This window comes from Acinetobacter sp. YH01006 (genome assembly GCF_013420445.1).
Classification (GTDB): Bacteria; Pseudomonadota; Gammaproteobacteria; order Pseudomonadales; family Moraxellaceae; genus Acinetobacter; species Acinetobacter pseudolwoffii.
Genome location: NZ_VOYB01000002.1, coordinates 264,662 through 290,587, shown reverse-complemented (window position 1 = coordinate 290,587; position 25,926 = coordinate 264,662). Strand labels below are relative to the sequence as shown.

Here is a 25,926-nt window from a genome sequence, read left to right as displayed (position 1 = left end):
TCTATATTGAAGGCAATATAGAAGATTTTTTTAATAAGATGAAAACGACCAAAACCGAAATCCAACAATTTTTACAACAAGAATTTCCACAAAGCCTAGAAAAATGTAGGATCGAAGCCGTTGTTCCACGCGGCGCAACTTTGCTGTATCAGGTTAGCGCACAAGAGTTGCGTCCGGGTGGTACTGTTTCTGGCCCAACCATGATGACCTTGGCCGATCTTGCCTTATATGTCGCTATTCTGGGCGAAATTGGCCTGGTGGGTTTGGCTGTCACCACCAATCTGAATATCAATTTTCTCCGTAAACCTTCAGGTGGCACGGATTTGCGAGGAGAGTGCAAGCTTATTAAAGTCGGTAAAGTTCTGATTGTCGGGGAAGTCTGGATTTATTCAGTAGACCTTGATGAGCCAGTGGCGCATGTTACTGCGACTTATGCCATTCCACCTCAACACTAAACACCTGAAGAATAGAAGTTCAGTGATATAAATAGCCTAAGCTTAATTAAGTAGGTGAGCGCTAAAAGACAGGGAGATATGATTTAAAAATCATATCTCCCCAATAATCTAAATATTGACCAAGGGTGTTTCTACTTCAAAATTCACCGGATTTAGAATGGTCTTGCGTAATTCAGGCAATAATTCCGGATAGTCCAGCGTGAAATGCAGGCCACGAGATTCTTTACGCTGCATGGCACAGCGCACAATCATTTCTGAGACCAGCACCAGATTGCGAAGCTCGATCAGGTTTTTGCTGACCTGATAATCTTGGTAATACTCGGTGATTTCTTTTTTCAGCATTTCAATACGATGCAAGGCACGTTCCAGACGTTTGGTGCTGCGCACAATACCGACATAGTTCCACATGGTCTGACGTAGCTCATCCCAGTTTTGCAGAATCACCACATCTTCATCCGGATTGGTTACCTGTGAGTCATCCCAGATGGGTACGGGCGGAAAGGCATAGTCAGCATTGAAATGAGATTCGATATGCTTGGCTGCACTCATGCCATACACAAAGCATTCTAAAAGTGAGTTACTGGCCATTCGGTTAGCACCGTGCAGACCAGTATAAGAGGTTTCCCCAATTGCATATAGACCTGCGATATCAGTCTGGCTATGTTCATCGACCACAACGCCACCACAGGTGTAATGGGCTGCAGGTACCACTGGAATCATATCTTTGGTGATATCAATACCCAGTTCCAGCAGGCGGGCATAAAGCGTAGGAAAATGTTCTCTAACAAAGCTTTCATCCTTATGGGTAATATCCAGCCAGACATGCCGAATACCCAAGCGCTTAATTTCATAGTCGATTGCGCGTGCGACAATATCGCGTGGTGCAAGTTCGGCGCGCTCGTCAAAACGCAGCATAAAGCGTTCGCCATCGGGCAGACGCAGATAAGCCCCTTCGCCGCGCATTGCTTCAGTGATGAGGAAGGAGCGCGCTTGTGGATGATAGAGACAGGTCGGATGGAACTGGTTAAATTCCATGTTAGCCACCCGGCAGCCGGCACGATAGGCCATGGCAATGCCGTCACCTGTGGCAATATCCGGATTTGATGTATAAAGATAGGCTTTCATGGCACCGCCACAGGCAAGGGCGGTAAAGGGCGCTAAAAAAGTATGTACTTTTTCATTTTTTTCATCCAGCACATATAAACCTAGCGCGCGGTTTTCACCGTCTAGGCCAAGTTTATGTGAACAGATCAGATCAATCGCAATATAATTTTCAAAAATAGTGATATTTGATTTTTCTTGGGCGCGTTGTACCAAAGTAGTCGAAATTGCACGACCTGTGGCATCGGCAGCATGAATAATCCGGCGCTGTGAATGGCCGCCTTCACGGGTGAGATGCAACTGTTCCTGTTCATCCAGGGTAAATTGCACACCGTGTTTTAGCAGAAAGTCAACTGATGGTTTGCCCCCTTCTACCGTCTGTTTGACTGCGTCCATTTCACATAGCTGTGCACCTGCAATCATGGTGTCATCAATATGCTGTTCAATCGAATCCATTTTATCGAGTACTGCAGCAACACCGCCTTGCGCATAAAAGGTGCTGGCATCTGTCAGGGTGGATTTCGCTAAAACTGCAATATTAAAATGGTCCGGGAGCGATAAGGCTAAACTTAAACCGGCACCGCCACTGCCCACAATAATGACGTCAAATTGATGGGTAAGGGATGAATTAGACATGTCCATCAGCTAATTTTAAAAAAAGTTTGGTAATAACAGCGCTTTTTTGTGCAAAAGGCAAGCGTTGAAATGCTCATTTATTAATGAAAAAAATTAATCAAAGCCTTAACTTAGTGTTTTAATGATGAGATATTGTCCAGCGTGAAGCATTGAAACATATTATTACTTAAACTTTACAATGTTTGTGATAAAACCTATTTACATAAATTTATCAACAATTTGAGTGAATAATTTATATGAAAATTCTAGACTTAAAAAAAGGATTATTTGCAGCGACCCTGACCATGAGTGCTGCACAGTTGCAGGCTGTCACACCGGTTGATTTTTCAAATCTGGTCGAGCAGGTCAGTCCTGCCGTGGTCAGTGTCAATGTCGTTAAAAAAATGAGCGAAGAAGAACTCTTACAACAACAAGTTCCGGAAATTCTGCGTCGCTTCTTTGGCAATCAGGTGATTATCCCGCAGCAGCGCATGCCACAGGAAAAAACCGGCTATGGCAGTGCATTTTTTATCAGTAAAGATGGCTATCTGCTGACCAACCATCATGTGGTTGAGGATGCATCTAAAGTCACCATTACCCTGAATGATCGCCGTGAAATTGATGCTACTGTGGTGGGAAGTGATGCACGTACCGACGTAGCTTTACTTAAGGTCACAGGTTCGAATTTTCCAGAATTGCGTACCGGGGATGTAGGCCGCTTACGTGTCGGTGAGCCTGTGCTCGCGATTGGTTCGCCATTTGGTTTTGATTATTCGGCCTCTGCCGGAATCGTCAGTGCCAAAATGCGCAACATGATGGGTGAAACAGCAGTGCCTTTTATCCAGACAGACGTGGCCCTCAACCCGGGTAACTCTGGTGGGCCTTTATTTAACCAGCATGGTGAAGTAGTCGGGGTGAACTCGCGGATCTTCAGTGGAACCGGCGGTTATATGGGGCTATCCTTCTCAATTCCGATTGATGTGGCCATGGAAGTGGCAGAGCAGCTGAAAAAGAATGGTAAAGTGACCCGTTCTTATCTGGGGGTCAGCTTGCAGGATATCGACCGTAATCTGGCAGAGTCTTACAACCTTTCTAAGCCTGAAGGCTCCTTAATTACTCAGGTTGCACCAAATTCACCCGCCGCACGTGCCGGTCTACGTGTCAGTGACGTGATTTTAAAATATAACGGCACTGCGATTTCACGCACCAGTGAATTATTAAACTATCTCAACCGTACTGCACCTCAGCAACAGGTACAGCTGGAGGTTTTACGTGATGATAAGCGCCGTAATATTTCAGCAACCTTAAGTACCGCACCGGATGATACCCCTGCAAAAGCCGGAGCACAGGCGCAGCCGAGCAAAGGACCTGTAATTGGTGTGGCTATTCGTGATTTAAGTTCGCTAGAAAAGGATCGACTGGAGATCAAAGGCGGGGTCATGATTCAGGATGTTCGTTCAGGTGGCATTGCCGCACAGGCGCGTATCATGCCAAACGATGTGGTGACGCATATTAATAACAAGGCAGTATTGAACGCAGAGCAATTTGTACAAGAAGTTTCTGAGTTGAAGAAGGGCAATGTGGCACGCGTTACGCTCATGCGCCAAGGGCAGCGTGCGATTGTCGGAATGCGTATCTAATTCTATTCAGATTTTTAAATATAAAAAACCGCTTTTGATGGGCGGTTTTTTATTATTTGCAATTTACCCAGCCTATAAATTCGGTAGACTCTATTCAGTTGAAAATAATGGAAAGGATAAGAGAAAAGTGACAGCTATTTTTGATCTTGCGTTAAAGGTGCAAGCTGAACATATCGATGGCTTGGGCCATGTCAATAATGTGGTCTATGTACAGTGGATGCAGGAGGTCGCCACAGCCCATATTGAAAAATTGGGATTGGGGTTAAAGGAATATGTGGAACTGAAACATGCCATGGTGGCAGTTGAGCATCAGGTGCAATATCGCAAGGCTGCTTTCGAGGGCGATGAAATTATTTTGCGAACCTGGTTGAACGATATCAATGCACTGTATTCATTTCGCCAATATGCATTTTATCGACCACAGGATCAAAACCTGTTATTTACAGGTAGTACGCAGTGGGCCTGTATTGAAATGGCCACTGGGCGTCCTAAACGCATGTCGCCTACCTTTACCCAAGCCTATCAACCTCTTTCTGATCAGATCAATCCTTATGATTTTTCAATAGTGTATCTAGATCAATAAGCGCTCACTTCTTTGGCACAGAGTTAGATATTTCAATCAGGTTTAGCAAAAACATGGTGTGATTTTCAAATTTTCATTGCAGTGATTGAGCTTGAGATCGCTGGACAGGTATTTTGGCAGAGTGGACAAAGCTAAAAATATAATTCTTTTTCTAGATCACCATTCTGCTATAATCCTTCGCAATTTCTATTCGGCTTTTGTTATGTAATATTTTTAAATTACATAGCGCGTTTTTTCTCAAGGTAACCCATGGCGCAAGCTAAAAAATCTGTTGATATTAAAAACATTCGTAACTTCTCGATTATTGCGCATATTGACCACGGTAAATCGACCCTCGCAGATCGCTTTATTCAGACCTGTGGTGGTTTGCAAGATCGTGAAATGCAGGCTCAAGTCCTCGATTCTATGGAGCTTGAGCGCGAACGTGGGATTACCATTAAAGCCACTTCGGTGACGCTAAACTATACCCATCCAAATGGTGAGGTTTATCAGCTGAACTTTATTGATACGCCGGGACACGTCGACTTCTCGTATGAAGTGTCGCGATCGCTCGCAGCCTGTGAAGGTGCTTTATTAGTCGTTGATGCCGCACAAGGTGTGGAAGCACAGTCTGTCGCCAACTGCTATACCGCGATTGAGCAAGGTCTGGAAGTACTGCCTGTACTGAACAAGATCGATTTGCCGCAAGCTGAGCCTGAGCGTGTGATTCACGAGATTGAAGAAATCATCGGCATTGAAGCGACAGAAGCGCCGACATGTTCAGCCAAAACCGGTCTGGGCATTGAAAATGTTTTAGAAACCCTGGTGAATGTGATTCCGGCACCGGTCGGTGATCGCGAAGCGCCGTTGCAAGCGCTGATTGTAGATTCATGGTTTGACAACTACCTTGGGGTAGTTTCTCTGGTACGTGTAAAGCAGGGTCGTGTGCGTAAAGGCGACAAGATGTTGATGAAATCAACAGGTCAAACGCACATCATTACTTCTGTGGGGATCTTTAACCCGAAACATACTGAAACAGGTATGTTGGAAGCAGGCGAAGTCGGCTTCGTGATTGCCGGTATTAAAGACATTTTTGGTGCGCCGGTGGGTGATACCATTACCTTGGCAACCACACCTGAAGTTGCAACGCTACCGGGCTTTAAAAAAGTAAAACCGCAGGTTTATGCCGGTTTATTCCCGATTGATGCCAGTGACTTTGAACCGTTTCGTGAAGCTTTGCATAAACTGCAAATTAATGACTCGGCCTTGTTCTTTGAACCGGAAAGTTCGGATGCACTCGGTTTTGGTTTCCGCTGTGGCTTCTTGGGCATGCTACACATGGAGATTGTACAAGAGCGTTTAGAACGCGAGTATGATCTTGATCTGATTTCTTCTGCGCCCACCGTAATTTACGAAGCAGTGATGAAAAATGGCCAGACGATTTATATCGACAGCCCATCTAAAATGCCGGATGGTTCAACCGTAGAAGATTTACGTGAACCGATTGCCGAATGTCATATTTTAGTACCGCAAGAATATCTGGGTAATGTCATGACCTTGTGTATCGAGCGCCGTGGCATACAAAAAGACATGAAATTCCTCGGCAATCAGGTGTCGATTACTTTTGAAATTCCAATGGCAGAAGTGGTCATGGATTTCTTCGATAAATTGAAGTCTTGTTCACGTGGTTTTGCATCCCTCGACTATAACTTTGTCCGTTTCGAAAGCTCTTCATTGGTAAAAGTGGATGTGCTGATCAATGGGGAAAAAGTCGATGCTCTGGCAATGATCTGTCACCGTAATGACGCGCGTCATCGTGGCATTGCGCTGGTGGAAAAAATGAAAGACCTGATTCCACGTCAAATGTTTGATGTCGCAATTCAGGCGGCAATTGGTGCGCAAATCATTGCACGTTCTACTGTAAAAGCCATGCGTAAAAACGTATTGGCCAAATGTTATGGTGGTGACGTGTCACGTAAGAAAAAACTTCTGTCTAAACAGAAAGAAGGTAAGAAACGCATGAAGCAGGTGGGTAGTGTCGAAATCCCGCAAGAAGCGTTCCTCGCTGTGTTAAAAGTCGAACGCTAGAAGAATAAGGATATAAGCCCATGGATTTTGATTTTAATTTGATTCTTGTTCCTGCGACGCTGTTTTTTGTCGCACTGTGGTTGCTTGACAAGTTTGTCCTGAAACAAAGACAAACTCGCGGCAAGGGCAATGAAAATTTTATCATTACCTGGGCTTATGACTTTTGGCCAGTACTGACGATTGTACTGGTGCTGCGTTCGTTCTTGTTTGAACCGTTTAATATTCCATCGGATTCAATGGTGCCAACCCTGGAAACTGGGGACTTTATTCTGGTGAATAAATTTGACTATGGGGTGAAACTGCCTATGGTCAACACTAAAATTATTGATACTGGCAGTCCAGAGCGTGGTGATGTGGCAGTATTCCGTTATCCACCACAACCGACCATCAGTTATATCAAGCGTATTATTGGTTTACCCGGTGATCATATTGTCTATGATCATGGTCAGTTGAGCATCAATGGTGAACAAGTAGAGAAAGTTCCAGTGGAATTTAGCCGTGAAAAAGATCGTCTGGATACACCCAATGCCATTTATCATAAAGAAACTTTAGGTCAGCATAGCTTTACCATGCGTGAGCTGGAAGGGGTCAATGTCGCGCGTCAGGCGCCTTATATTAACTTTGTGGAAAATGGTAAATATTCAAGTGAAAATGGTTTATATTGGGAAGTAAAGGTGCCAGAAGGTCATTACTTTGCGATGGGGGATAATCGCGATCAGAGTGCTGACAGCCGTTTCTGGGGACTTGTTCCGGAAGAAAACTTAACAGGTCGTGCATTCTATATCTGGATGCATAAAGAACCTGGCTTTAAATTGCCATCGTTTGGTCGCAACGGGACAATCGATTAATTGTTTCAATCAGGAAAATAAAAAATGAGACATCAACAAGGTGCTTCGTATATTGGGATTTTATTTGCAATCGTGGGGTTTGCATTTCTAGCCAAAGTAGCGATTGCAGTGTGGGGACCCTACTTTGATGATCGTATGGTCGATGGTGAAATTGAGGCGCTGTTAAAAAGTGCGCCAGCCAATATAACACCAGAAAAATTCCGTCAGCAGATGGATCAGCGTTTATCAATGAATAATATTCGCGATCTGAAGTTTGATGAAATTGCCAAAGTTATCCATACCGATGGTTTGCAGATACACAAGAATTATGAAATTCGTAAAAATTTCATAATGAATATCGATTTAGTGATGAAGTTTGAGAAAAATTTTGATCAAAGCGCAGTCAAAACTCAATGATGAACGTCTTGCCAGACGGATCGGTTATCAGTTTAAACAAGCTGAACTGCTCAAGCTGGCACTGACCCATCGTTCAGTCAGTCATAAACAAAACTATGAACGCCTAGAATTTCTAGGCGATTCTCTTTTAGGGATGATCATTGCGAATTATCTCTTCACTGCCTACCCAAGCGAAAACGAAGGCCGGCTGACGCGTATGCGTGCCACCTTGGTTCGACAGGAAGCATTGGGGAAAATCGCCAATGATTTAAAACTCAGTCAGAGTTTAATTCTCAGTACCGGTGAATTGAAATCTGGCGGTCATCATCGCGAGTCTATACTGGCAGATACTGTAGAAGCCATTATTGGCGCAATCTATGTGGATTGCGCTGATCTCACTGTGTTAGAGCCGATTGTGTTAAAATGGTATGAACCGTATTTGGATCATATTGAGCCGACCGATCAGCTTAAAGACCCTAAATCACGTTTACAAGAGTATCTACAAGCACGTAAGAAACCTCTCCCAGTTTACGAGGTTGTAGATATTCAAGGTGATGCCCCTAATCAGCATTTTAAAGTGGAATGTGAGATTGAGGGATTACCGACCATGCAGGGTGAAGGCGCCAGCCGACGTTTTGCTGAACAAGCCGTTGCGGCAGATATTTTAAAACTTTTGGAGCATAAGTCTTAATGACTACTCATTCCGATCACATTGATGCTGATCACGAGTCGCAAAGCGACAGTCACGACCTGGTAAATCAATTTTTTAGCGCACAAGGCACCGAAATTCCGTCGGATTATCGCAGTGGTTTTGTCGCTATTGTAGGTCGCCCGAATGTGGGTAAATCTACCTTAATGAACCATATTTTGGGTCAGAAACTCTCAATTACCTCACGTAAACCGCAAACTACACGGCATAAAATTGTCGGGATTGATTCGCGTGAAAAGTCTCAGGCGGTATTCGTGGATACGCCGGGGATGCATAAAAAGGAAGTACGTGCCATCAATAAAATGATGAACCGTGCTGCCCATTCGGCTTTACGTGATGTGAATCTGGTTTTGTTTGTGGTGGATGCACAGAAGTGGACGCCGAATGATGATCTGGTACTGGAAAAGCTGAAAAATGCTGAAATGCCGGTGATTCTGGTGATCAACAAATTAGATACTTTTGAGAACAAGAACGAAGCTTTACCACTGATTCGTGAGCGCGAAAAGCTGATGAACTTTGCGGAAATCGTACCTGTTTCTGCACTTCGTGGTGCCAATCTTGAGCATTTACGTGACACGATTGCCAAGTATCTGCCGTTCCAGCCGCCATTGTACTCCCTGGATCAACTAACTGACCGTTCAGAGCGTTTCCTGGCTTCTGAAATTATTCGTGAAAAGATCATGCGTCAGCTGGGTGAAGAACTGCCATATGATTTAACCGTGCAGATTGAATCATTCAAAACTGAACAGCCAGTGATGAATGAAAAGACTGGTCGTATGAAGCCGGCCTGTACCTATATTGATGCTACGATTTTTGTCGATCGTCCAAGCCAAAAAGCCATTGTGATTGGTGAGAAAGGCGTTAAGCTGAAAAAAATCGGTATGGATGCACGTCTCGACATGGAAAAAATGTTCGAACAGAAAATCATGCTGACCCTTTGGGTGAAAGTCAAAGGCGGCTGGTCTGATGATGAACGTGCATTGAAAAGCTTAGGTTATAGCGATATCTAAGTTATAAAATTAATAAGCCCCTTTAAGGAATTTCGTGATGATGAAAGTGTTGGCAGTGCTTGCATGTGTTTTATTCTTGCAAGGCTGTATCCATAAAGTGGTCACGGTTCCTGTCAAGGTGGCTTATAAAACCACAAAAGTCGCAGTCAAAGGCACTGCGGCTGTTGTGGGCGCAGTCATCCCGGATGGAGATGACGACGATGATAAAAAATCAAAAAAAGATAAGGATTAAAGTGTCCGCTTATGCGTAACGAAGTACTGCATGGTTATCTGATTCATCATCGTAAGTACCGTGAGCGCAGCCATATTGTGCATTTATTTACCCAGGAATACGGTCGTATGGATGGCATTCTCCGGCAAACACCGCCGCCGCAATATCAGCCCATCAGTTTGCAAGCCACCGGAAAATCAGAACTCAAAAACTTTACCAAACTGGAAATTGTCAATCAGCCGATTTTCTTTTTTGGCGATGCCTTTTTTTCAGGCTTTTATCTGAATGAAGTCCTGTTGCGTTTGTGCCCCCTAGAAGTGGAAATGCCGCAAACCTTTGCCAAATATGCAGAGACATTAACTGCATTGCAGCAATTATCAGAACAATCTAATCCCAATTTATACTTAAAACAGATTTTGCGGCAATTTGAACATATCTTGCTGGAAGAACTCGGTTATGGTCTGGATTTTTCCCTAGATGCTCATCAGGTACAAATCGATCCGTTACAACACTATTATTTTCAGCTCAATGCCGGTTTTATGCCATCGGCCAAAGCATTACGCTCTACCATGTCAGGTCAGCAGATTTTAAGTATGCTAGATCATGAAAATGGTGGGGATTTTAATCCGGAACAGTTACAATTGTTGACGAAACTGTATCGACAGGTGATCACGGCCTTATTGGGTGATCGGCCATTAAAAAGTCGGCAACTCTGGATTCAAAACTCTCAATCTCAAACGTAGTTAGGAAAAGATTATGGCTGCATTACTTGGTGTCAATATTGACCATGTCGCAACATTAAGACAAGCACGTGGTACAACGTACCCAGACCCAGTCAATGCTGCATTGATCTGTGAGCAGGCCGGGGCAGAGGGCATTACCTTGCACTTGCGTGAAGACCGTCGTCACATTCAGGATGAAGATGTGCGTCGTATGCGTCCTGCACTGAAAACCCGTATGAACCTCGAGCTGGCGGTGACAGATGAGATGGTCGCTTTTGCCAAGGAAATTAAACCGCATCATGTCTGTTTTGTCCCTGAAAAACGTCAGGAAGTCACCACTGAAGGTGGTCTGGATGTGGTGACCCATTTCGAATCAGTCAAAGCAGCTACGCAAGAACTGGCGGCGATTGGTTGTGATGTGTCTTTGTTTATTGATGCCGACTTTGCCCAAATTGATGCAGCAGTTGCTTGTGGTGCACCGACCATCGAGATTCATACTGGGGCTTATGCCGATGCAGAAACGCCTGAAGCCCAGCAGACTGAGCTTGAGCGCATTATTAAAGGTGCTGAATATGCCGCATCGAAAGGTCTGGTAGTGAATGCCGGTCATGGTTTAAACCTCGATAATGTAACGCCAATTGCGGCGATTCCACAAATTCATGAACTTAATATTGGCCACTCATTAATTGCAGATGCTGTATTTGTAGGTCTGGCACAAGCTGTTCAGCAAATGAAAGCTGTGATTAAGTCAGCACGTTAAGATCAGAATCGTTATGTCAAATATTAATTATGATGAACTGATGCAGCCGGTGATTGCTTTCCTGGGGTGTGAAACGCCCAAGGCATGGCTGAATGTGGCAGTCGAAAATCTTGAAATCTTGATGCAAGATCATGCTAATTGTGAGAAAAAAGCAGCCAGCACGGCCATGAACCTGATGTTTCGCTATAGTTACTTTGTCGATTTACAGGTGAAGCTTGCGCAGTTAGTGCGTGAAGAAATGCTGCATTATGAACAAGTGCTTGAACTGATGAACAAGCGCGGTCAGGCCTGGCAGAATTTGAGTGCAGGGCGTTATGCCGGTGGCTTGCGCAAAGAAATCCGGACTTTTGAACCTGAAGCCTTGATTGATGTCTTGGTGATTGGTGCTTTTGTGGAAGCACGCTCTTGTGAGCGTTTCTACGCGCTGGCTTCGCGTGTGGATGATGAGTTGGCACGTTATTACCGTTACTTGCTTAAGTCTGAATCTCGTCACTTTGAGGACTATCTGGCTTTGGCGATGGATGTGGCGACCACGGCAAAATTGAAAAATCCGCAAGAGGATATTCAAAGCCGGATTGATCATATTCGTAACGTTGAAAAGCAGCTGATTCTGACACCAGATGACACTTTCCGTTTCCATAGCGGTGTTCCGGCTCAAGCGGCTTAATTGCAGTGAACATTTAAAAATCCTCCGTTCATGGGGGATTTTTTATATCCAGAGCAAATATATAAATGAGAATTATTTACATCTACAGACTTAATCCATAAAATACAGCAGATTTCTTAATAACGATGATGAAATAATGAATAAGCTGGTAAAAGTCATGCCTTTTTTGATCTTTGGAGTGATCAGCAGTACAGCCTTTGCACACTATCCTTATGTTGCCCCACTAAGTTATCAAACTTTTAACAATCACACTGCGATTGTATCTGGCTTTTATGACAATCCATTTGCCTCGGAAGTGGCGATTAAAAACTTTAAGTTTCATTATCATACGCCTACAGGCCAAAAGATTTATCTTGCAGATGATGCATGGACCAAAACACAAACCCTAAGTAGTTATAGCCTGGAAAATAAACAAGAGGGTACCTATCGGATTCGTGGCGAGAAACAGGGGAATAGCCTAAAGTATGCACAGGTTGCTCAAAAATGGAAAATGGTTCTAAGTGCTGTTCCAAAAGCCAATCAAGCCGCCAATCAAAATGTGATTTATCAGCAAGCGCTGAAGAAAAACATGCCACAGAAAACTGTGCAGACTATCGATATTATTGAAACCTTTGTCTCACGGCGTGTGACGTCGAATCAGGTCATTCAGCATATCCATGCTGGCTTTGATGTTCAATTTATCACGCATCCAAATGCATTTAAAAAATCTCAAGCGATTCAATTGAAAGTACTGGATGATAAAAAAGGAGTTGCGAATTTAAACGTTGAGATTTTGGCACAAACGACAGATTTTAGTCGTGATAAAAAAATCTATAAAGCGCTCACAACAGATGCGCAAGGGTTACTCAACTTTAATATGCAGGAAAAAGGCCAGTACTTAATGAAAATTGATTATCAGCAGCCTTTCGAAATAAAAAAGAATGATTTAAAGCGTTATAAATATACCTTGGCTTTTAATGTAATGGATTAAGCCAAAACGAGCCTGAAATCATTCAGGCTTGTTTTATAAAATATTAAACGAAAAAAAGCCCACTTCGTTATGAGTGGGCTTTTTAGTATTTGGCTCTCCAACCTGGGCTCGAACCAGGGACCTGCGGATTAACAGTCCGTCGCTCTACCGACTGAGCTATTGGAGAATCTGAAAGCGATTATAGAGGGATTTTGACAGGGGTCAAGCAAAAACTGTCATATTTATAACAAATTCAGCCTGTCTGTTTTTAATTTAGACAATTGCATAAATTTTACGAAAAATACTTGTCAGAATAAATTTCACTTGCTAGATTAAAACCATAAAGTCGTTTGACCAAATGGTCAAACAGTGTGGATTTAAACCTACTTGCCAGCACAAAAATGGCTAAACCGGAGACAGCGAATGAATACGCTCAGCATCCCTCAAATTTTCTCTCAACTCACTTATTATCAAGAAAACTATCTGCAGATTATTGCAGATCCAGCACAGTATTATATTCCTGTTACAGATGCTCATATCAAGCTATGGCCCTTGGCGCAACAGTCCTTGTATCTAGGTGATTTGCTGCAATTGTGGTTTGCAGAAAAATGGTTGGTAGAAACTGAACGTCAATTTAGCTTTGAAGTGTTTTTGAATGCCGATTATCTGAAAGAGCAAAGCAGAGAATTATATATCTATGCCATTTCAGGTAATCTTTTGACCGGTACCAATCAATCCAAAGCTTGGCAGGCATCGACAGCGCAAATACAAGATGTAGAGCTGGCCAATGTGTCCAAGCATTATTTTGAGTTTCAGGGCTTAAGCCGACCACAGATCGCCTGTGTTCAAGCCGGACAGACGAAGGGCAATATTGCTTAGGTCATCGATTGAATGCTGGCCATAGGTTCTCTTGGTTATTCAGGGCGAATAATCATACAGGTCGCAGTGGCATGGGCATATAAACGGCCTTCTTCATCCAGAATCCGACCTTCAGCAATACCCAGATTTTTACTGAGGTTAATTGATTGTCCGGTCGCTTTAAGCTGCTGATCTCGAGGAATTGGTCGGCACATTTTAACATTCAGATCAATCGTGCCATAACCGACCCCTGCTTCGAGTAAAGTATGAATCGCACAGCCTGTCACCGTGTCTAAAACAGTTGCTGCAAAACCACCATGCACGCCACCAAGCGGATTTAAATGCCGGTGATCGGCTTTGACTTTAAATTCTACGTATCCGCTTTGGATAACGGCAGGTTGCATCGACATGGTTTCGCTAATGCTTGGAGCGGGAATTTTCCCATCTCGCATAGCTTGTAATAAGGCCAAACCGTTCATTTCTTTTGGATTCATTCTGCTTTTCCTGTGATTATTCTTTAGCTGTTTCGATTTTATTTAAAAGTGAAACATCAATAATAGCAAGTGACATATTTTGATGTAATGTTGCTCATAGCAATAGTTATATTAGATGGTTAAAAGTTATTGAGGTTAAAATATTTATTTTTTCAATGCTATTGCAGATAGCAGGAGAGTGCTATTTCTACCGGAAATAGAGATACTTTAGATATTCAGGAATTTCGATCAATGCTATGTGTGGCATACACTTTGGCTGCGATCATTTGTTTGATCTGCTTAAAATACGTTATCAAAAGCAGCTTGGAATGGCATAAAAAAACCCGCGATCAACGCGGGTTTTTAAATCAAGCGAATTGATTATTGTGCAGCTTTTTCAGCTTCGATTGAAGCAATTGCGGCGTCAACGCCTTCGATTGAATCAGCAGCTTTCTTGATGCGCGCAAGTGCATCAACCAACACTTCATCTGCAGTTGCATAAGAAATACGCATGAAACCGCCCAGACCGAATGCATCGCCAGGAACAACGGCAACGCCAGTTTCTTCCAGTAACCAAGCAGAGAATTCTGTGCAAGATTTCAAACCTTTGGCACGAATCAACGGCTTGATGTTTGCGTATGCATAGAATGCACCATCCGCAGGTAAGCAAGAAATACCATTGATGTCATTCAAGCCTTTCACAACCAGGTCATGACGACGTTTGAATGCTTCAATCATTGGCTCAAGAACATCTTGAGGACCATTCAATGCAGCTTCGGCAGCAACTTGTGAAATTGAAGTTGGATTTGAAGTGGATTGTGACTGGATTTTTTTCATCGCACCGATCAGTTTAGCAGGGCCCGCTGCATAGCCAATACGCCAGCCAGTCATTGCATAGGCTTTAGATACACCGTTTAACACGATTGTGCGGTCATACAGGTCTGGTGCAACAGTGGCGATGTTATAGAACTCATCTTCCCAACGAATCGGTTCATACATGTCATCAGACGCGATGAATACTTCAGGGTATTTACGCAGTACCTCAGCCAAAGCAAGAAGTTCTTCTTTGGTGTAGATCATGCCAGTCGGGTTAGAGGGACTGTTCAATACCACTAAACGTGTTTTGTCAGTGATCGCAGCTTCTAGTTGTTCAGGTGTGATTTTGAAACGCTGTTCTTCACCACATTTCACAATCACAGGTACGCCTTCAGCGATGATCACCATATCCGGGTAGCTGACCCAGAAAGGTGCAGGAATGATAACTTCATCACCTTTGTTCAACAAAGCCAAAGACAGGTTAAAGAATGATTGTTTACCACCACAAGAAACCAGAATCTGGTTTGCTGCGTAGTCTAGGTTATTGTCACGTTTCAATTTAGCAATAATGGCTTTTTTAAGACCTGGCGTACCGTCAACAGCGGTGTATTTGGTGAAACCGTTGTTAATCGCTGCAATTGCTGCATCTTTGATGTGTTGCGGTGTATCAAAATCTGGCTCACCTGCGCCCAAACCAATAACATTATGACCTGCAGCTTTTAATTCAGCAGCTTTGTTGGTCACAGCAAGCGTTGGGGACGGTTTGATGGCATTTACACGATCAGAGAGACGTACGTCCACGGCAGTATTCCTTCTTATAGGGATTAAAAAATAAAAAGCACATTATCTTAGCTTAAAATGCGAGGCATGGGGCAAAAGAATTTGGAAAACTTTGAGGAAAAAATGGTGTACTTGCAGAGCTTTATCTTGAACTCCGATGCCAAGGGACAACAGTTAAAAGGCTTGAGTTATCCAGTAAACCCCCATAAGCCAGTCAATATAAACTAAAAATGGCCACTTTATAGTGACCATTTTGTGGTGTTGTCTTGGTACTTATTTATTAAAGCGTGACAGATCTTCATCCGGACGCGCGGTTAAGATTTCAACCCCTGTTTTAGTGACGAGCAGGGTATGTTCATATTGTGCTGACAATGAATGGTCTTTGGTGACCACCGTCCATTTATCACCCAGTAATTTGGTTTTCCAGTCGCCACCATTCACCATAGGCTCAATGGTAAAAGTCATGCCTTCTTCTAAAATCATCCCGGTATCTGGCTGGCCGTAATGCAATACTTGCGGTTCGTCATGGAAAGTCGTGCCAATTCCATGACCACAATATTCACGTACCACACCAAAACGTTCAGATTCGACATATTTTTGAATCACGTGGCCAATATCGCCAATGGTTGACCCTGGTTTTACAGTTTCAATACCCCGGTACATGGCTTCTTGCGCTACTTTACATAGACGGTTAGCAAGAATAGACGTTTCACCACCGACGATGTACATCATGTTGGTATCTCCATGATAGCCATCTTTAATCACAGTGACATCGATATTCAGAATGTCACCTTTTTTCAACTTTTTGCTATCCGATGGAATGCCGTGACACACCACATGATTCACAGAAGTGCAAATCACATGCTGGAAAGCAGGCCGACCTGGTGCTGCACCATAACCTAAGCAGGCTGGAATGGCTTGTTGTTGGTTAACAATATAGTCATGACAAATCGTATCAAGTTCTAGCGTAGTAACACCTGGAACAATATGCGGTTTGATCATATCCAATACTTCTGCCGCCAGTCGCCCTGCCACACGCATTTTTTCAATTTCGTCAGGGGTTTTGATAAGTCGACGTGGCGCTTGGTAAGTGTTGTTCATGATCTCTAAAAACTTTTGGAAATTTGTGTGTGACTATGGTATAAATAGCCGCCCATTTTATCAAATGCTTTTTCGTGAATAAATTTCACGGGCTTTGTGCGATGGGGCAAAAAATCCGCACATATATCGACACATTACTCTGGGTGCTTCTAGGGATTGTTGTCACTTTATATGTGAGTTGCGTTGTCAGCTAAAATTTCGTCATGCGAGGCATGAAACGATGGTAATGGTATTCCCTTATCGAGTTTCATAACGAAGTATGAGGGGATTTTAGCTACAACCCTTCGGGATAGGGACGTTTTTTGACGCTACTGCGTTATGAATAGTTTATTTAGAATGTTAAATCTCACTATTCATGCCTTGTATCGCTAAAAAATGTCCTCTGTCGCAACCACTGATAAAATGACAGCAATCCCTTGGGTGGAGAATGCGGGTATATGGAGGCCTAACCCAAACTTTAAGGTAAAGAAAATGGCAGATTACAACGTAGGCATGCGCGACCTTCTACAAGCAGGCGCACACTTTGGTCACCAAACACGTTTTTGGAACCCAAAAATGCGCGATTACATCTTTGGTGCGCGTAACAAAATTCACATCATCAACCTTGAGCACACTGTTCCTGCGTTAAATGATGCTTTGAACTTTGCTAACAACTTGGCGAGCAAAAAGAACAAAGTTTTGTTTGTTGGTACTAAGCGCGCAGCTTCTGCAATCATCCGTGAACAAGCGCAACGTGCTGGTCAACCATATGTTGATCACCGCTGGTTAGGTGGTATGTTGACGAACTGGAAAACACTTCGCCAATCTATCAACCGTCTAAAAGACCTTCAAACTCAATCTCAAGACGGTACTTTCCTTAAGCTAACTAAACGTGAAGCTTTAGAACGTACTCGTGAGATGGAAAAACTTGAACGCGGTCTTGGCGGCGTGAAAAACATGGGTGGTTTACCTGACGCATTATTCGTAATCGACGTTGATCACGAAGCAATTGCAATCAAAGAAGCAAAGAACCTTGGTATTCCTGTAATCGGTATCGTTGATACAAACTCTAACCCAGACAACGTAGATTACGTTATTCCGGGTAACGATGATGCGATCCGTGCAGTAACACTGTATGCTTCTGCTATGGCTGATGCGATTCTTGCTGGTAAAGAATATGCTCAATCACAAGCGAATGCACAAGCTAAAGCAGAAGAAGCTCCAGCTTCTGAGGCTTAATGCGTTTGACGCAAGCTTGTCATTTTTGCGACATGTGATGGTGGCAAAGTAAGCGTTATGTATGCAGGCGGCCCATGAGAACTCCTCTGGGCCGTTTCTGTTCTAAAAAGAATTCATTTTCTACCGAATTTAGGAGATAAACATGACTGCAGTTACAGCAAGCATGGTTAAAGAATTGCGCGATCGTACTGGTCTTGCAATGATGGAATGTAAAAAAGCTTTGACAGAGGCGGGCGGCGACGTTGAATTAGCGATCGATAACCTACGTAAATCTGGTCAAGCGAAAGCTGCTAAAAAAGCGGGTAACATCGCTGCTGATGGCGCGATCACGATTGCTCAAGAAGGCAACAAAGCACTTCTTTTAGAAGTAAACTGCCAGACTGACTTCGTTGCAAAAGATGAAAACTTTGCTGGTTTCTCTGCGAAAGTTGCGGCTGCTGCACTTGCTGCAAACGTAACTGATCCTGCTCAAATCGCTGAATTGAAACTAGAAGATGGTGCAACTGTAGAAGAAGCGCGTATCGCTCTTGTTCAAAAAATCGGTGAAAACATCCAAGTACGTCGTGCGAAAATTGTTGAAGGTGCTAACCTTGCAGTTTACAAACACGGTCTTCGTATCGGTGTTGTTGTTTCTTATACTGGTGATGAAGCAACTGGTAAAGGCTTGGCAATGCACGTTGCTGCGTTCAACCCAGTCGCTGTAAATGCTGAAGGCGTTTCTGCTGAGCTTATCGCGAAAGAGAAAGAAATTGCTGAAGCGAAAGCACTTGAATCTGGCAAGCCAGCAAACATCGTTGAGAAGATGGTTGTGGGTTCTGTTGAGAAATACTTGAACGAAGTTGTTCTTGAGCGTCAAATGTACGTAATCGACAACGACAAGAAAGTTGCTGACGTTCTTAAAGCAACAGGTACTACTGTAGCTGAATTCGTTCGTTTCGAAGTTGGTGAAGGTATCGAGAAGAAAGCTGAAATGAGTTTCGCAGAAGAAGTTGCTGCTGCTCAGGCTGCTGCTCAATAATTCGGTAACGAATTATAAAGAAGCTCCACTTTGTGGGGCTTTTTTTATATCTGCATAAAAATACAATAAGTCGAAAGCGGTAGTTTTTCTTGGAAAATGCGAGTTTGCTTAGAAAGTACGCGTGATAAAATCAACGAAATTTAAAGAATTGAAAATCATTAATAGCGCATATAAAACCGACATGGGTATTGGGGTGATGATTGCTTATTGATTGCTGTATATCTGTGTTGATACCTAGCAAAACCAGTTTGAGTGGAGCTCCTTAACACAAAGTCAGCCAAGTCGCCACACCGACACTCATTTTGAAGCTATGTCTCAAGATGATCTCAATAAAATTTAGACTGCTTTTCAACATCATCAGGGTGCTATTGGGGTTCGATCTTATCGAACAATGATTGCAACGTTAGGTGATGATCATAAAGGATCACGCTATTAAGAGTTCATGCTTGAATGATCAAATTGTATTGGTGACATATAATATCGATTCCGCACCCGGCATTGGTTCGATTCAAAAAGATGATATTGTCGAATTTTATAGTGAATATAAATAGCGAGAAGGGGGATGTGGCGCACTGGATGCATCATGATTGTGCCCGAAAACATGTGTATGGCCGGTTAAAACATCAAGGAAGAACCTATCAAGAAGGTTCTTCTCATTAGAAAAAATGAAGAATGCTGCTAAATGCTCTTCATGTCTCGTATCTGGCGACTTTTCCAGGAAGGTGCTACTTTAGCTAAATAAGCATCCATGCACCAAATCGGGCCAATAAGAAGGAATTGAAGGTCTTTAAAGAAAGATGGCTTTTTGCCTTCCACTTTGTGGCCATAAAACTGACCAATCCAGGCAAAAACAAATAGGCCAACATAAAAACCGGCACCGACTGGCAGAATCCAGATTAACCAGGCCATGATCAATGTTAAAGCAGCCATTGCAACTGCCAAAACAATATCTAGTCGGGCATAGAAAATAAAAGCCAGAGCTAGCAGAAGGGCGGTCAGTAAAGCACTAAAGTGCGCAATAATGCCAATAATCGAAAAATAGATAGTCGGTACGCAGACCCAGTGAATCAGCTTATTGGTTTTGTTTTGATGACTGTCACTATATTCATCCAGCCATTCAGATATTGTTTTCATTATTCGCTCCATTCCATGAATACGTTGTGCTTGCCTGAAAATATAAAGCAGAATCTAGGTTTGGTCAAAAGTTAATCGTGCCAGAACGTGAATTTTATTTGGCGAATTTGCAACATTCAAGCTGTAATGGACAGGTAGCCGGAGATAAGAGGAACTATAGATTGATTGTCATTTTTCTATAACTTGAAGTTAATAAAAAAGCCACATTACTGTGGCTTTTGGTTAAATGTATTGCAAGTTAAATCTTAAGAATTTGGACCAGCGACACGCTCAATACTGACATTGCCAACACCGGCATTGGTAATGCCGAGTTTCTTCGCTGCGCCATAAGATAAATCGACGACACGGTTACCATGGAATGGGCCGCGGTCATTGACTTTAACCACTACGCTTTTACCATTATTTCTATTGGTCACACGAATATAACAGTTCAATGGCAGGCTACGATGAGCAGCAGTCATTGCATTCATGTCAAAGGTTTCACCGCTTGCAGTTTTACGGCCGTGGAACTGGCGACCATACCAAGAGGCTGTACCTGTCTGACTGAACTTGCGTACAGTATTAGAAGCCACGGTATTCAGTTTTTCAATCACTGAAGGCTCTTCTGCAGGAATTTCAATTTTCGCTGCAATGGTTTCACGGCGAACTTTATCGCCAGAACGCTCAGTGATTGAAAGGCTGTTCAAATTGGTGAAATTTGAATTGAAGCTTTGAGCTTCTTTATTTAATACACGCGTTGCAAGGCGCGAATTGTCATTTTCGTGATTAAACGAAGATGACGGAACCATATCTGCCTGCGATTGCGTCAGTGTGACTATCGTGGCAATAGCCATAAAATACTTCAAAATTGAAGAATGCATCGAATCAACTCCTAACAGCATATCGCATGGATTTGTTCATAAGTAACTGAAAAACCATGTAAACACGCCTGATATTTAACTTATGCAACTACATTTAACGAAATGGATAATATTCATGCCTGCAATATCCTGTCTAGTATTTAATTAAAATAGTTTAAAAAAGAACTTAAAATAAACAATGAGTGATTAAAATATGATCAATATTGTAACATGATATTAAAATTGATCAATATTTGCTCATAATCACTCATAAAAATGTTGACTTTAATAATTTGTATTAAATTCTCATGTTAACGGCTAGTAATTTCTGTACCTAATAACCACAATGCAGTGGCATACATTCGGCTGCGATTATAAGTAGTAATCACTTGAAAATTTGGATAAGTAATATAGTAAATATGCCCATAATTTTCTTGTAATTGAATTACATTGACCAAGTCTAGATCGTCAATTTGAACAATAGGATTCATTGGGCTAATCCCTTGTGTTTTTAACACACCATATGGGCTAGGTTGAGTCAGATCTTTGGCAATTACCGCATCCGGGTTCGAGCCACTATAACGGGCCGGAAAAGCAATCGGTTGATTACGCTGCCAGCCATGCTGGGCTAAATAGTTGGCAATCGAGCCAATCGCATCTACTGCTGAATTACGCAGGTCAATATGTCCGTTACCATCGTAGTCCACGCCGAATTTTGGAATATTACTTGGCATGAATTGTGGATAACCGACCGCACCTGCATAAGAGCCGACGATAGAAGAAGCTGAAACGCCATCTTTATAAGACCAGGCAATTAATGCCGCCAGTTCATCTTGAAAATACTGGGCACGACGCTCATAACCAAAACCTAAGGTGGCCAGCGCATCACGGGTGACAAAAGAACCCTTATTGGTACCAAAGCCGGTTTCTACCCCTAAAATCCCGAGAATGATTGACTGTGGTACACCAAACTGCTGTTCAGCGCGATTCAGCGTTTCCGCATATTGCTGTTTAAAGCGCACACCGCGTTGAATGGTCGACTCAGCCAGAAAGTTGGTTTTATAAGAATACCAAGGCTTGCTTTCACCTGGACGATTCATAATATTGATGATATTGGGCAGGTTACGCGCCCCGTTCATGGCTGAATCGACTTGCTGGGCACTCAGTCCATAATTTTGCATGGCAGTCTGTTTAAAACTGGTATAAGAGGGATGAGATTGGAAATCGTTGGCCAGACTGAAACTGCTGAGACCGAATGCGGTCAATGCGATTGAAAGCTGTTTAAATTTTTTATAAAAATTCGATTTCAACATCTTGGTACGATTTCCAATTTTTGATAAGTTGCGGGCAATGTTATTTGAATCATGCCATGAAAAAGATTAAGAAATTTTTTCAATCATGAGGCTGTAAAAACCAGATTAAAGATAACATTCGGATGATTAAGAGACCTAGATGCATATACAAAAATAGTGAAAGACTGGCTATTTTTGCGTCAGTTTGCCTTGTGGAGCTGCTTATCTGTAACAAGCTATTTCATTGAGCATAAAAAAGCCTGACCGAAGTCAGGCTAATTTCAAAAAATCACTCTTAGATGATTCTATGCAGACCTATTCTGTATAGAACAAGGTGTCATGATATTCAGCCATGGCGCGAAGCTCATCCTTGTTCAGATTGAGAATGATTTTATCTGCAGCCATATTGATGGCCTTAATCACAGCAGAAGCACCAATATCTGCTGCCTTGCGTTTGATCATGCCGAGATCTAAGGTCTTATTAAAATCGACCATAAAGTGACGTACCGTCGCTTCACCAAACTGCTTATACAGGTTGCTAAACATTTGTTTGTCGATACTCTGACCGGCTCTTAGTTCCGCATAATGATGTTTTAAATTGGTCACCAGATTGGCATCCAGCGACTCACCAATACGGATTTGTCCTTCAGGGTCTTTAAACAGACTACGTTCAGAGAAAGCAATAGATTGCTTCACCACATCATTCGGCGCTTTACTCAATAACTGTTTCAGCAATACCGCCACAGTTGACTTGATATAGCCCGCCAGTTTTTCCGCAGTATCGCGCTTATCACTTGCAGGAAAACGACGCACCAGTTCCGTGAGAATCGCATCAATAATTTCATCATTAATCATCAATGCGGTTTTATCACGGAGTGGGTAAAGCGGCTCATTTGAATTTTTATTTTGTTGTGCAGTCTGAATTGTATTTAAAAGCTCTGCAGAAGGAATAAAACCAAAAAATGGCATTGTTAAACCTCAATGTTTTTATTGTCGCGCTAATCGAATAGGGCGAGGCATCCATGTTAAATCCGATACACGGCAAGGGTTGATATCCAATCCACCGCGGCGTGTATAGGTTGCGTAGACCATCAGCTTTTCCGGTTTCAGTTGTTGCCAGAGATCGGCAAACATCTGCTCCACGCATTGTTCGTGAAAACCGTTATGCTGACGATAAGAAATAATATAAGCCAAAATACTCTTATAACAAGGTTTTTTGCCCTGATAGCGTATAAATACTGTACCCCAATCCGGTTGTCCAGTGACTGGGCAGTTACTTCTTAATAAATGTGAATACAGCTGGATTTCAACTTCTTCGGTATGGTTCGCATCCAGAGCCAAAAGACTCGCATCAGGATGATTTTCCAGACGTTCCGGAATTAGTTCATCAATGCAGATGCCTTCAGGCTTGGCAACTTCCAAGTCATCAACCTGAAATAAATCTAACGTAATCTCTGCACCAGCCGCAGCAGATAAATTTTTTTCCACCGTGGCGATAAAGTCAGCTTGAGATTCAAATTTGGCAAAATTCAAACTATTAAAGTAGAGCTTGAGTGATTTGGATTCAATCAGATTCGGCGAAGAAGCAGGCAGGCTGATCCGTCCAATTGCGACTTGCGGCACACCGGCTGAATTTAACCAGGAAATTTCAAAAACATGCCACCAGTCGGTGCCTTGCTGAATCGCGTCGACATGTGCGTATTGTTCACGGGCAGGCGCGCGCGAAATTGGAAACAGAACATCCGGCTGATATTCTGTCGGGTAATTGGTGTCTTTACCAAGGAGAGATTGTTCTACACTCATTATTCACGCATTCCTGAACCACGGGAGAGTAAATGATAGGCCAATGCATAGAGCAGGCCGCAACATAAGGTGACCACTGCAAGTGAAACAGTTACATTGACATCGCTATGTCCTAAAATGCCATAGCGGAAGGCATTGACCATATACACCACAGGGTTGATCAAAGATAAATTTTGCCAGAATGGACTTAAGGCAGAAATTGCATAAAACACACCGCCTAAATAAGTCAGTGGCGTTAAAACAAAGGTCGGGATAATCGAAATATCATCAAAAGATTTGGCATAGACGGCATTGATAAAACCACCCAAAGAAAACAGCAGGGAGGTAATCAATACGGTATAAATCGTCACAAACCAGTTGGTAATGTATAGATCCGCAAAAAACAAACTTACGGCACTAACAATAATCGCCACCAGTACTCCACGAATCACACCGCCCAGCACATGTCCCCAAAGAATGGCATGCATCGGTACTGGACTCATGACCAGCTCTTCAATACTCTTTTGAAATTTTGAACTGAAAAAACTGGAAGAGACGTTGGCATAGCTGTTGGTAATCACGGCCATCATGATCAGACCGGGCACAATGAACTCCATATAGCTATAGCCGCCCATGTCTCCAATCCGCGAACCGATCAGATTGCCGAAAATCACGAAATACAAGCTCATGGTGATGGCAGGTGGTAACAAGGTTTGCGGCCAGATCCGCATAAAACGGCGGACTTCTTTATATACAATGGTATATAAAGCTACGCTGAGTTGATTAATGTTCATTGCGCAGCTCCATCCAGATTTTTTTCGACCATTTTGACAAAAAGCTCTTCCAGACGATTGGATTTGTTACGCATACTGCGTACCTGAATATTCTGTGATTCCAATAGCTGGAACAGATCATTCATGCTATGTGCCTTGTCCATGGTAATTTCTAAGGTCATCGGGTCGATTAAATTAAAACGTACCCCGATAATCTCCAGATGCAAAGGTTCAATCGCTGCTGCAAGATCAAAAATAAAGGATTCTTCATTCAGCTGACTTAGGAAGCTCTTCATGCTGGTGTCTTCTTTAATCACACCACGATCGATAATCGCAATGCGGCGACACAGCATTTCGGCTTCTTCTAAATAGTGGGTGGTGAGAATGATGGATGTCCCTTGCTCATTCATCTCGTTCAAAAACTCCCACATTGAACGACGTAATTCGATGTCGACACCCGCAGTTGGTTCATCCAGAATCAAAAGTTTCGGTTCATGCATCATGGCACGTGCAATCATCAAACGACGTTTCATACCGCCCGACAGCATACGCGCCTGCGTTGCACGTTTTTCCCATAGGCCCAGCTTGGTCAGATAGAGTTCAGCCCGTTGCTGTGCAATTTTTTTAGGAATCCCGTAATAGCCGGCTTGCGTCACCAGAATGTCGAAAGTTTTTTCAAACTGGGCGAAGTTAAATTCCTGAGGAACCACACCTAAACACTGTTTGGCTTGGGAGGGATGGGTATCCAGGTTATGACCAAAAATTTCGACTGTGCCGGCGGTTTTTTTTGTTAATGAACTGATAATACCGATGGTGGTGGATTTTCCGGCGCCATTTGGCCCCAGAAGTGCATAAAACTCACCTTCTGGTACATTTAAGTTGATTCCTTTTAATGCCTGAAAGCCATTGCGATAGGTCTTTGACACATCTCTTAAGATCAGTGCATCAGTCATGAATATCTCAAATGGTGAAAAGTTGAGATATTGTGAGTGATCTTGGAAAATAAGCCAAGTGATTCACATGGAATTCTGTGTTGCTGTTTTGGAACATTGTATAAAGTCTAAGCATAAAATGACGAAGTTATAGATAGTTGCTTTACCTTATGATTTTTTTTGTTATGATGTGCATCG

29 protein-coding genes and 1 tRNA gene are annotated in these 25,926 nt (G+C 42.8%); 18 read left to right on the top strand and 12 right to left on the bottom strand.

The window, feature by feature from the left end:
• Window positions 1-38 precede the first annotated feature (38 nt).
• Entirely contained in the window at window positions 39-455 is a 417-nt protein-coding gene (locus tag FTT73_RS02995; RefSeq protein WP_005097561.1) for a PaaI family thioesterase, read from the top strand.
• A gap of 108 nt (window positions 456-563) precedes the next feature.
• On the opposite strand, the gene nadB is transcribed toward FTT73_RS02995, so the two are convergent.
• A complete protein-coding gene (nadB, locus tag FTT73_RS02990; RefSeq protein ID WP_005170113.1) occupies window positions 564-2,192 on the bottom strand; it encodes an L-aspartate oxidase in 1,629 nt (542 codons plus the stop codon).
• A gap of 236 nt (window positions 2,193-2,428) precedes the next feature.
• Between nadB and FTT73_RS02985 the strand changes: the two genes are divergently transcribed.
• The 12 genes from FTT73_RS02985 (at window position 2,429) to FTT73_RS02930 (ending at window position 12,733) form a co-directional block, all read left to right on the top strand.
• Window positions 2,429-3,811, top strand: coding sequence for a Do family serine endopeptidase (locus FTT73_RS02985; protein WP_005097559.1), 1,383 nt, complete (start codon window positions 2,429-2,431; stop codon window positions 3,809-3,811).
• Window positions 3,812-3,938: 127 nt separating this feature from the next.
• Window positions 3,939-4,394 (top strand): thioesterase family protein, encoded by a 456-nt coding sequence (locus tag FTT73_RS02980; RefSeq protein ID WP_100355707.1) that lies wholly within the window; start codon window positions 3,939-3,941, stop codon window positions 4,392-4,394.
• Between the two features lie 249 nt (window positions 4,395-4,643).
• Complete coding sequence (gene lepA, locus FTT73_RS02975) at window positions 4,644-6,461, top strand: translation elongation factor 4 (protein WP_005097556.1); 1,818 nt, start codon at window positions 4,644-4,646, stop codon at window positions 6,459-6,461.
• Between the two features lie 20 nt (window positions 6,462-6,481).
• Window positions 6,482-7,309, top strand: a complete 828-nt coding sequence (gene lepB / locus FTT73_RS02970) for a signal peptidase I (RefSeq protein WP_180190980.1) — start codon at window positions 6,482-6,484, stop codon at window positions 7,307-7,309.
• 24 nt (window positions 7,310-7,333) lie between these two features.
• Complete coding sequence (locus FTT73_RS02965; protein WP_005170117.1) at window positions 7,334-7,705, top strand: DUF4845 domain-containing protein; 372 nt, start codon at window positions 7,334-7,336, stop codon at window positions 7,703-7,705.
• Window positions 7,677-8,375: a ribonuclease III gene (rnc, locus tag FTT73_RS02960; RefSeq protein WP_005097550.1), complete on the top strand. Its 699-nt coding sequence runs from the start codon at window positions 7,677-7,679 to the stop codon at window positions 8,373-8,375. Before FTT73_RS02965 ends, rnc begins: the two co-directional genes overlap by 29 nt.
• Entirely contained in the window at window positions 8,375-9,403 is a 1,029-nt protein-coding gene (gene era / locus FTT73_RS02955; protein ID WP_005097549.1) for a GTPase Era, read from the top strand. Before rnc ends, era begins: the two co-directional genes overlap by 1 nt.
• 37 nt (window positions 9,404-9,440) lie before the next feature.
• On the top strand, window positions 9,441-9,635 hold the full coding sequence (locus FTT73_RS02950) for an NF038104 family lipoprotein (RefSeq protein WP_005097547.1): 195 nt from the start codon (window positions 9,441-9,443) through the stop codon (window positions 9,633-9,635).
• A gap of 11 nt (window positions 9,636-9,646) precedes the next feature.
• Window positions 9,647-10,357, top strand: a complete 711-nt coding sequence (locus FTT73_RS02945) for a DNA repair protein RecO (protein ID WP_074383331.1) — start codon at window positions 9,647-9,649, stop codon at window positions 10,355-10,357.
• Window positions 10,358-10,370: 13 nt separating this feature from the next.
• Window positions 10,371-11,096 carry a pyridoxine 5'-phosphate synthase gene (pdxJ, locus tag FTT73_RS02940; protein WP_159516068.1) on the top strand — a complete coding sequence of 242 codons (726 nt, stop codon included), beginning with the start codon at window positions 10,371-10,373 and terminating at the stop codon, window positions 11,094-11,096.
• Between the two features lie 13 nt (window positions 11,097-11,109).
• A complete protein-coding gene (locus FTT73_RS02935) occupies window positions 11,110-11,763 on the top strand; it encodes a tRNA-(ms[2]io[6]A)-hydroxylase (RefSeq protein WP_159138194.1) in 654 nt (217 codons plus the stop codon).
• A 136-nt stretch (window positions 11,764-11,899) separates the two neighbouring features.
• The gene (locus FTT73_RS02930; protein WP_100534825.1) at window positions 11,900-12,733 is read left to right on the top strand and encodes a DUF4198 domain-containing protein; all 834 of its coding nucleotides are present in this window, start codon (window positions 11,900-11,902) and stop codon (window positions 12,731-12,733) included.
• Between the two features lie 90 nt (window positions 12,734-12,823).
• Here FTT73_RS02930 and FTT73_RS02925 read toward each other — a convergent pair.
• Window positions 12,824-12,899 (bottom strand) — tRNA-Asn (locus tag FTT73_RS02925).
• Between the two features lie 236 nt (window positions 12,900-13,135).
• Between FTT73_RS02925 and FTT73_RS02920 the strand changes: the two genes are divergently transcribed.
• Window positions 13,136-13,591, top strand: a complete 456-nt coding sequence (locus FTT73_RS02920) for a hypothetical protein (protein WP_180190979.1) — start codon at window positions 13,136-13,138, stop codon at window positions 13,589-13,591.
• Window positions 13,592-13,626: 35 nt separating this feature from the next.
• Here FTT73_RS02920 and FTT73_RS02915 read toward each other — a convergent pair whose 3' ends face one another.
• From FTT73_RS02915 to map, 3 genes are all read right to left on the bottom strand, one after another.
• Window positions 13,627-14,064, bottom strand: a complete 438-nt coding sequence (locus FTT73_RS02915) for a PaaI family thioesterase (RefSeq protein WP_100357436.1) — start codon at window positions 14,062-14,064, stop codon at window positions 13,627-13,629.
• Between the two features lie 360 nt (window positions 14,065-14,424).
• A complete protein-coding gene (locus tag FTT73_RS02910; RefSeq protein WP_159516067.1) occupies window positions 14,425-15,660 on the bottom strand; it encodes a pyridoxal phosphate-dependent aminotransferase in 1,236 nt (411 codons plus the stop codon).
• A 252-nt stretch (window positions 15,661-15,912) separates the two neighbouring features.
• Window positions 15,913-16,740: a type I methionyl aminopeptidase gene (gene map, locus FTT73_RS02905; protein WP_005097535.1), complete on the bottom strand. Its 828-nt coding sequence runs from the start codon at window positions 16,738-16,740 to the stop codon at window positions 15,913-15,915.
• Between the two features lie 471 nt (window positions 16,741-17,211).
• On the opposite strand from map, the gene rpsB reads away from it, so the two are divergent.
• The 4 genes from rpsB (at window position 17,212) to FTT73_RS16555 (ending at window position 19,636) form a co-directional block, all read left to right on the top strand.
• The gene (gene rpsB, locus FTT73_RS02900) at window positions 17,212-17,958 is read left to right on the top strand and encodes a 30S ribosomal protein S2 (protein ID WP_005097534.1); all 747 of its coding nucleotides are present in this window, start codon (window positions 17,212-17,214) and stop codon (window positions 17,956-17,958) included.
• 142 nt (window positions 17,959-18,100) lie between these two features.
• Entirely contained in the window at window positions 18,101-18,976 is an 876-nt protein-coding gene (gene tsf, locus FTT73_RS02895) for a translation elongation factor Ts (protein ID WP_005097533.1), read from the top strand.
• A 410-nt stretch (window positions 18,977-19,386) separates the two neighbouring features.
• Complete coding sequence (locus FTT73_RS16560) at window positions 19,387-19,527, top strand: DUF3465 domain-containing protein (protein ID WP_347929327.1); 141 nt, start codon at window positions 19,387-19,389, stop codon at window positions 19,525-19,527.
• Window positions 19,493-19,636, top strand: coding sequence for a DUF3465 domain-containing protein (locus FTT73_RS16555; RefSeq protein ID WP_347929744.1), 144 nt, complete (start codon window positions 19,493-19,495; stop codon window positions 19,634-19,636). Before FTT73_RS16560 ends, FTT73_RS16555 begins: the two co-directional genes overlap by 35 nt.
• A gap of 18 nt (window positions 19,637-19,654) precedes the next feature.
• Here FTT73_RS16555 and FTT73_RS02885 read toward each other — a convergent pair whose 3' ends face one another.
• The 7 genes from FTT73_RS02885 to FTT73_RS02855 all read right to left on the bottom strand — a co-directional run bounded on the left by FTT73_RS02885 (window position 19,655) and on the right by FTT73_RS02855 (window position 25,749).
• Window positions 19,655-20,110 carry a DUF962 domain-containing protein gene (locus tag FTT73_RS02885; RefSeq protein ID WP_005097532.1) on the bottom strand — a complete coding sequence of 152 codons (456 nt, stop codon included), beginning with the start codon at window positions 20,108-20,110 and terminating at the stop codon, window positions 19,655-19,657.
• A 245-nt stretch (window positions 20,111-20,355) separates the two neighbouring features.
• The gene (locus tag FTT73_RS02880) at window positions 20,356-20,970 is read right to left on the bottom strand and encodes a septal ring lytic transglycosylase RlpA family protein (RefSeq protein WP_005097531.1); all 615 of its coding nucleotides are present in this window, start codon (window positions 20,968-20,970) and stop codon (window positions 20,356-20,358) included.
• Between the two features lie 290 nt (window positions 20,971-21,260).
• The gene (gene mltB, locus FTT73_RS02875) at window positions 21,261-22,262 is read right to left on the bottom strand and encodes a lytic murein transglycosylase B (RefSeq protein ID WP_180190978.1); all 1,002 of its coding nucleotides are present in this window, start codon (window positions 22,260-22,262) and stop codon (window positions 21,261-21,263) included.
• Between the two features lie 294 nt (window positions 22,263-22,556).
• Entirely contained in the window at window positions 22,557-23,210 is a 654-nt protein-coding gene (locus FTT73_RS02870) for a hypothetical protein (protein ID WP_074383325.1), read from the bottom strand.
• Window positions 23,211-23,228: 18 nt separating this feature from the next.
• Entirely contained in the window at window positions 23,229-24,044 is an 816-nt protein-coding gene (gene queF, locus FTT73_RS02865; RefSeq protein WP_180049270.1) for an NADPH-dependent 7-cyano-7-deazaguanine reductase QueF, read from the bottom strand.
• The gene (locus tag FTT73_RS02860) at window positions 24,044-24,817 is read right to left on the bottom strand and encodes an ABC transporter permease (protein WP_005097525.1); all 774 of its coding nucleotides are present in this window, start codon (window positions 24,815-24,817) and stop codon (window positions 24,044-24,046) included. The genes queF and FTT73_RS02860 overlap by 1 nt, the downstream gene beginning before the upstream one ends.
• Window positions 24,814-25,749 (bottom strand): ABC transporter ATP-binding protein, encoded by a 936-nt coding sequence (locus tag FTT73_RS02855; RefSeq protein WP_180190977.1) that lies wholly within the window; start codon window positions 25,747-25,749, stop codon window positions 24,814-24,816. The genes FTT73_RS02860 and FTT73_RS02855 overlap by 4 nt, the downstream gene beginning before the upstream one ends.
• Window positions 25,750-25,926: the final 177 nt, after the last annotated feature.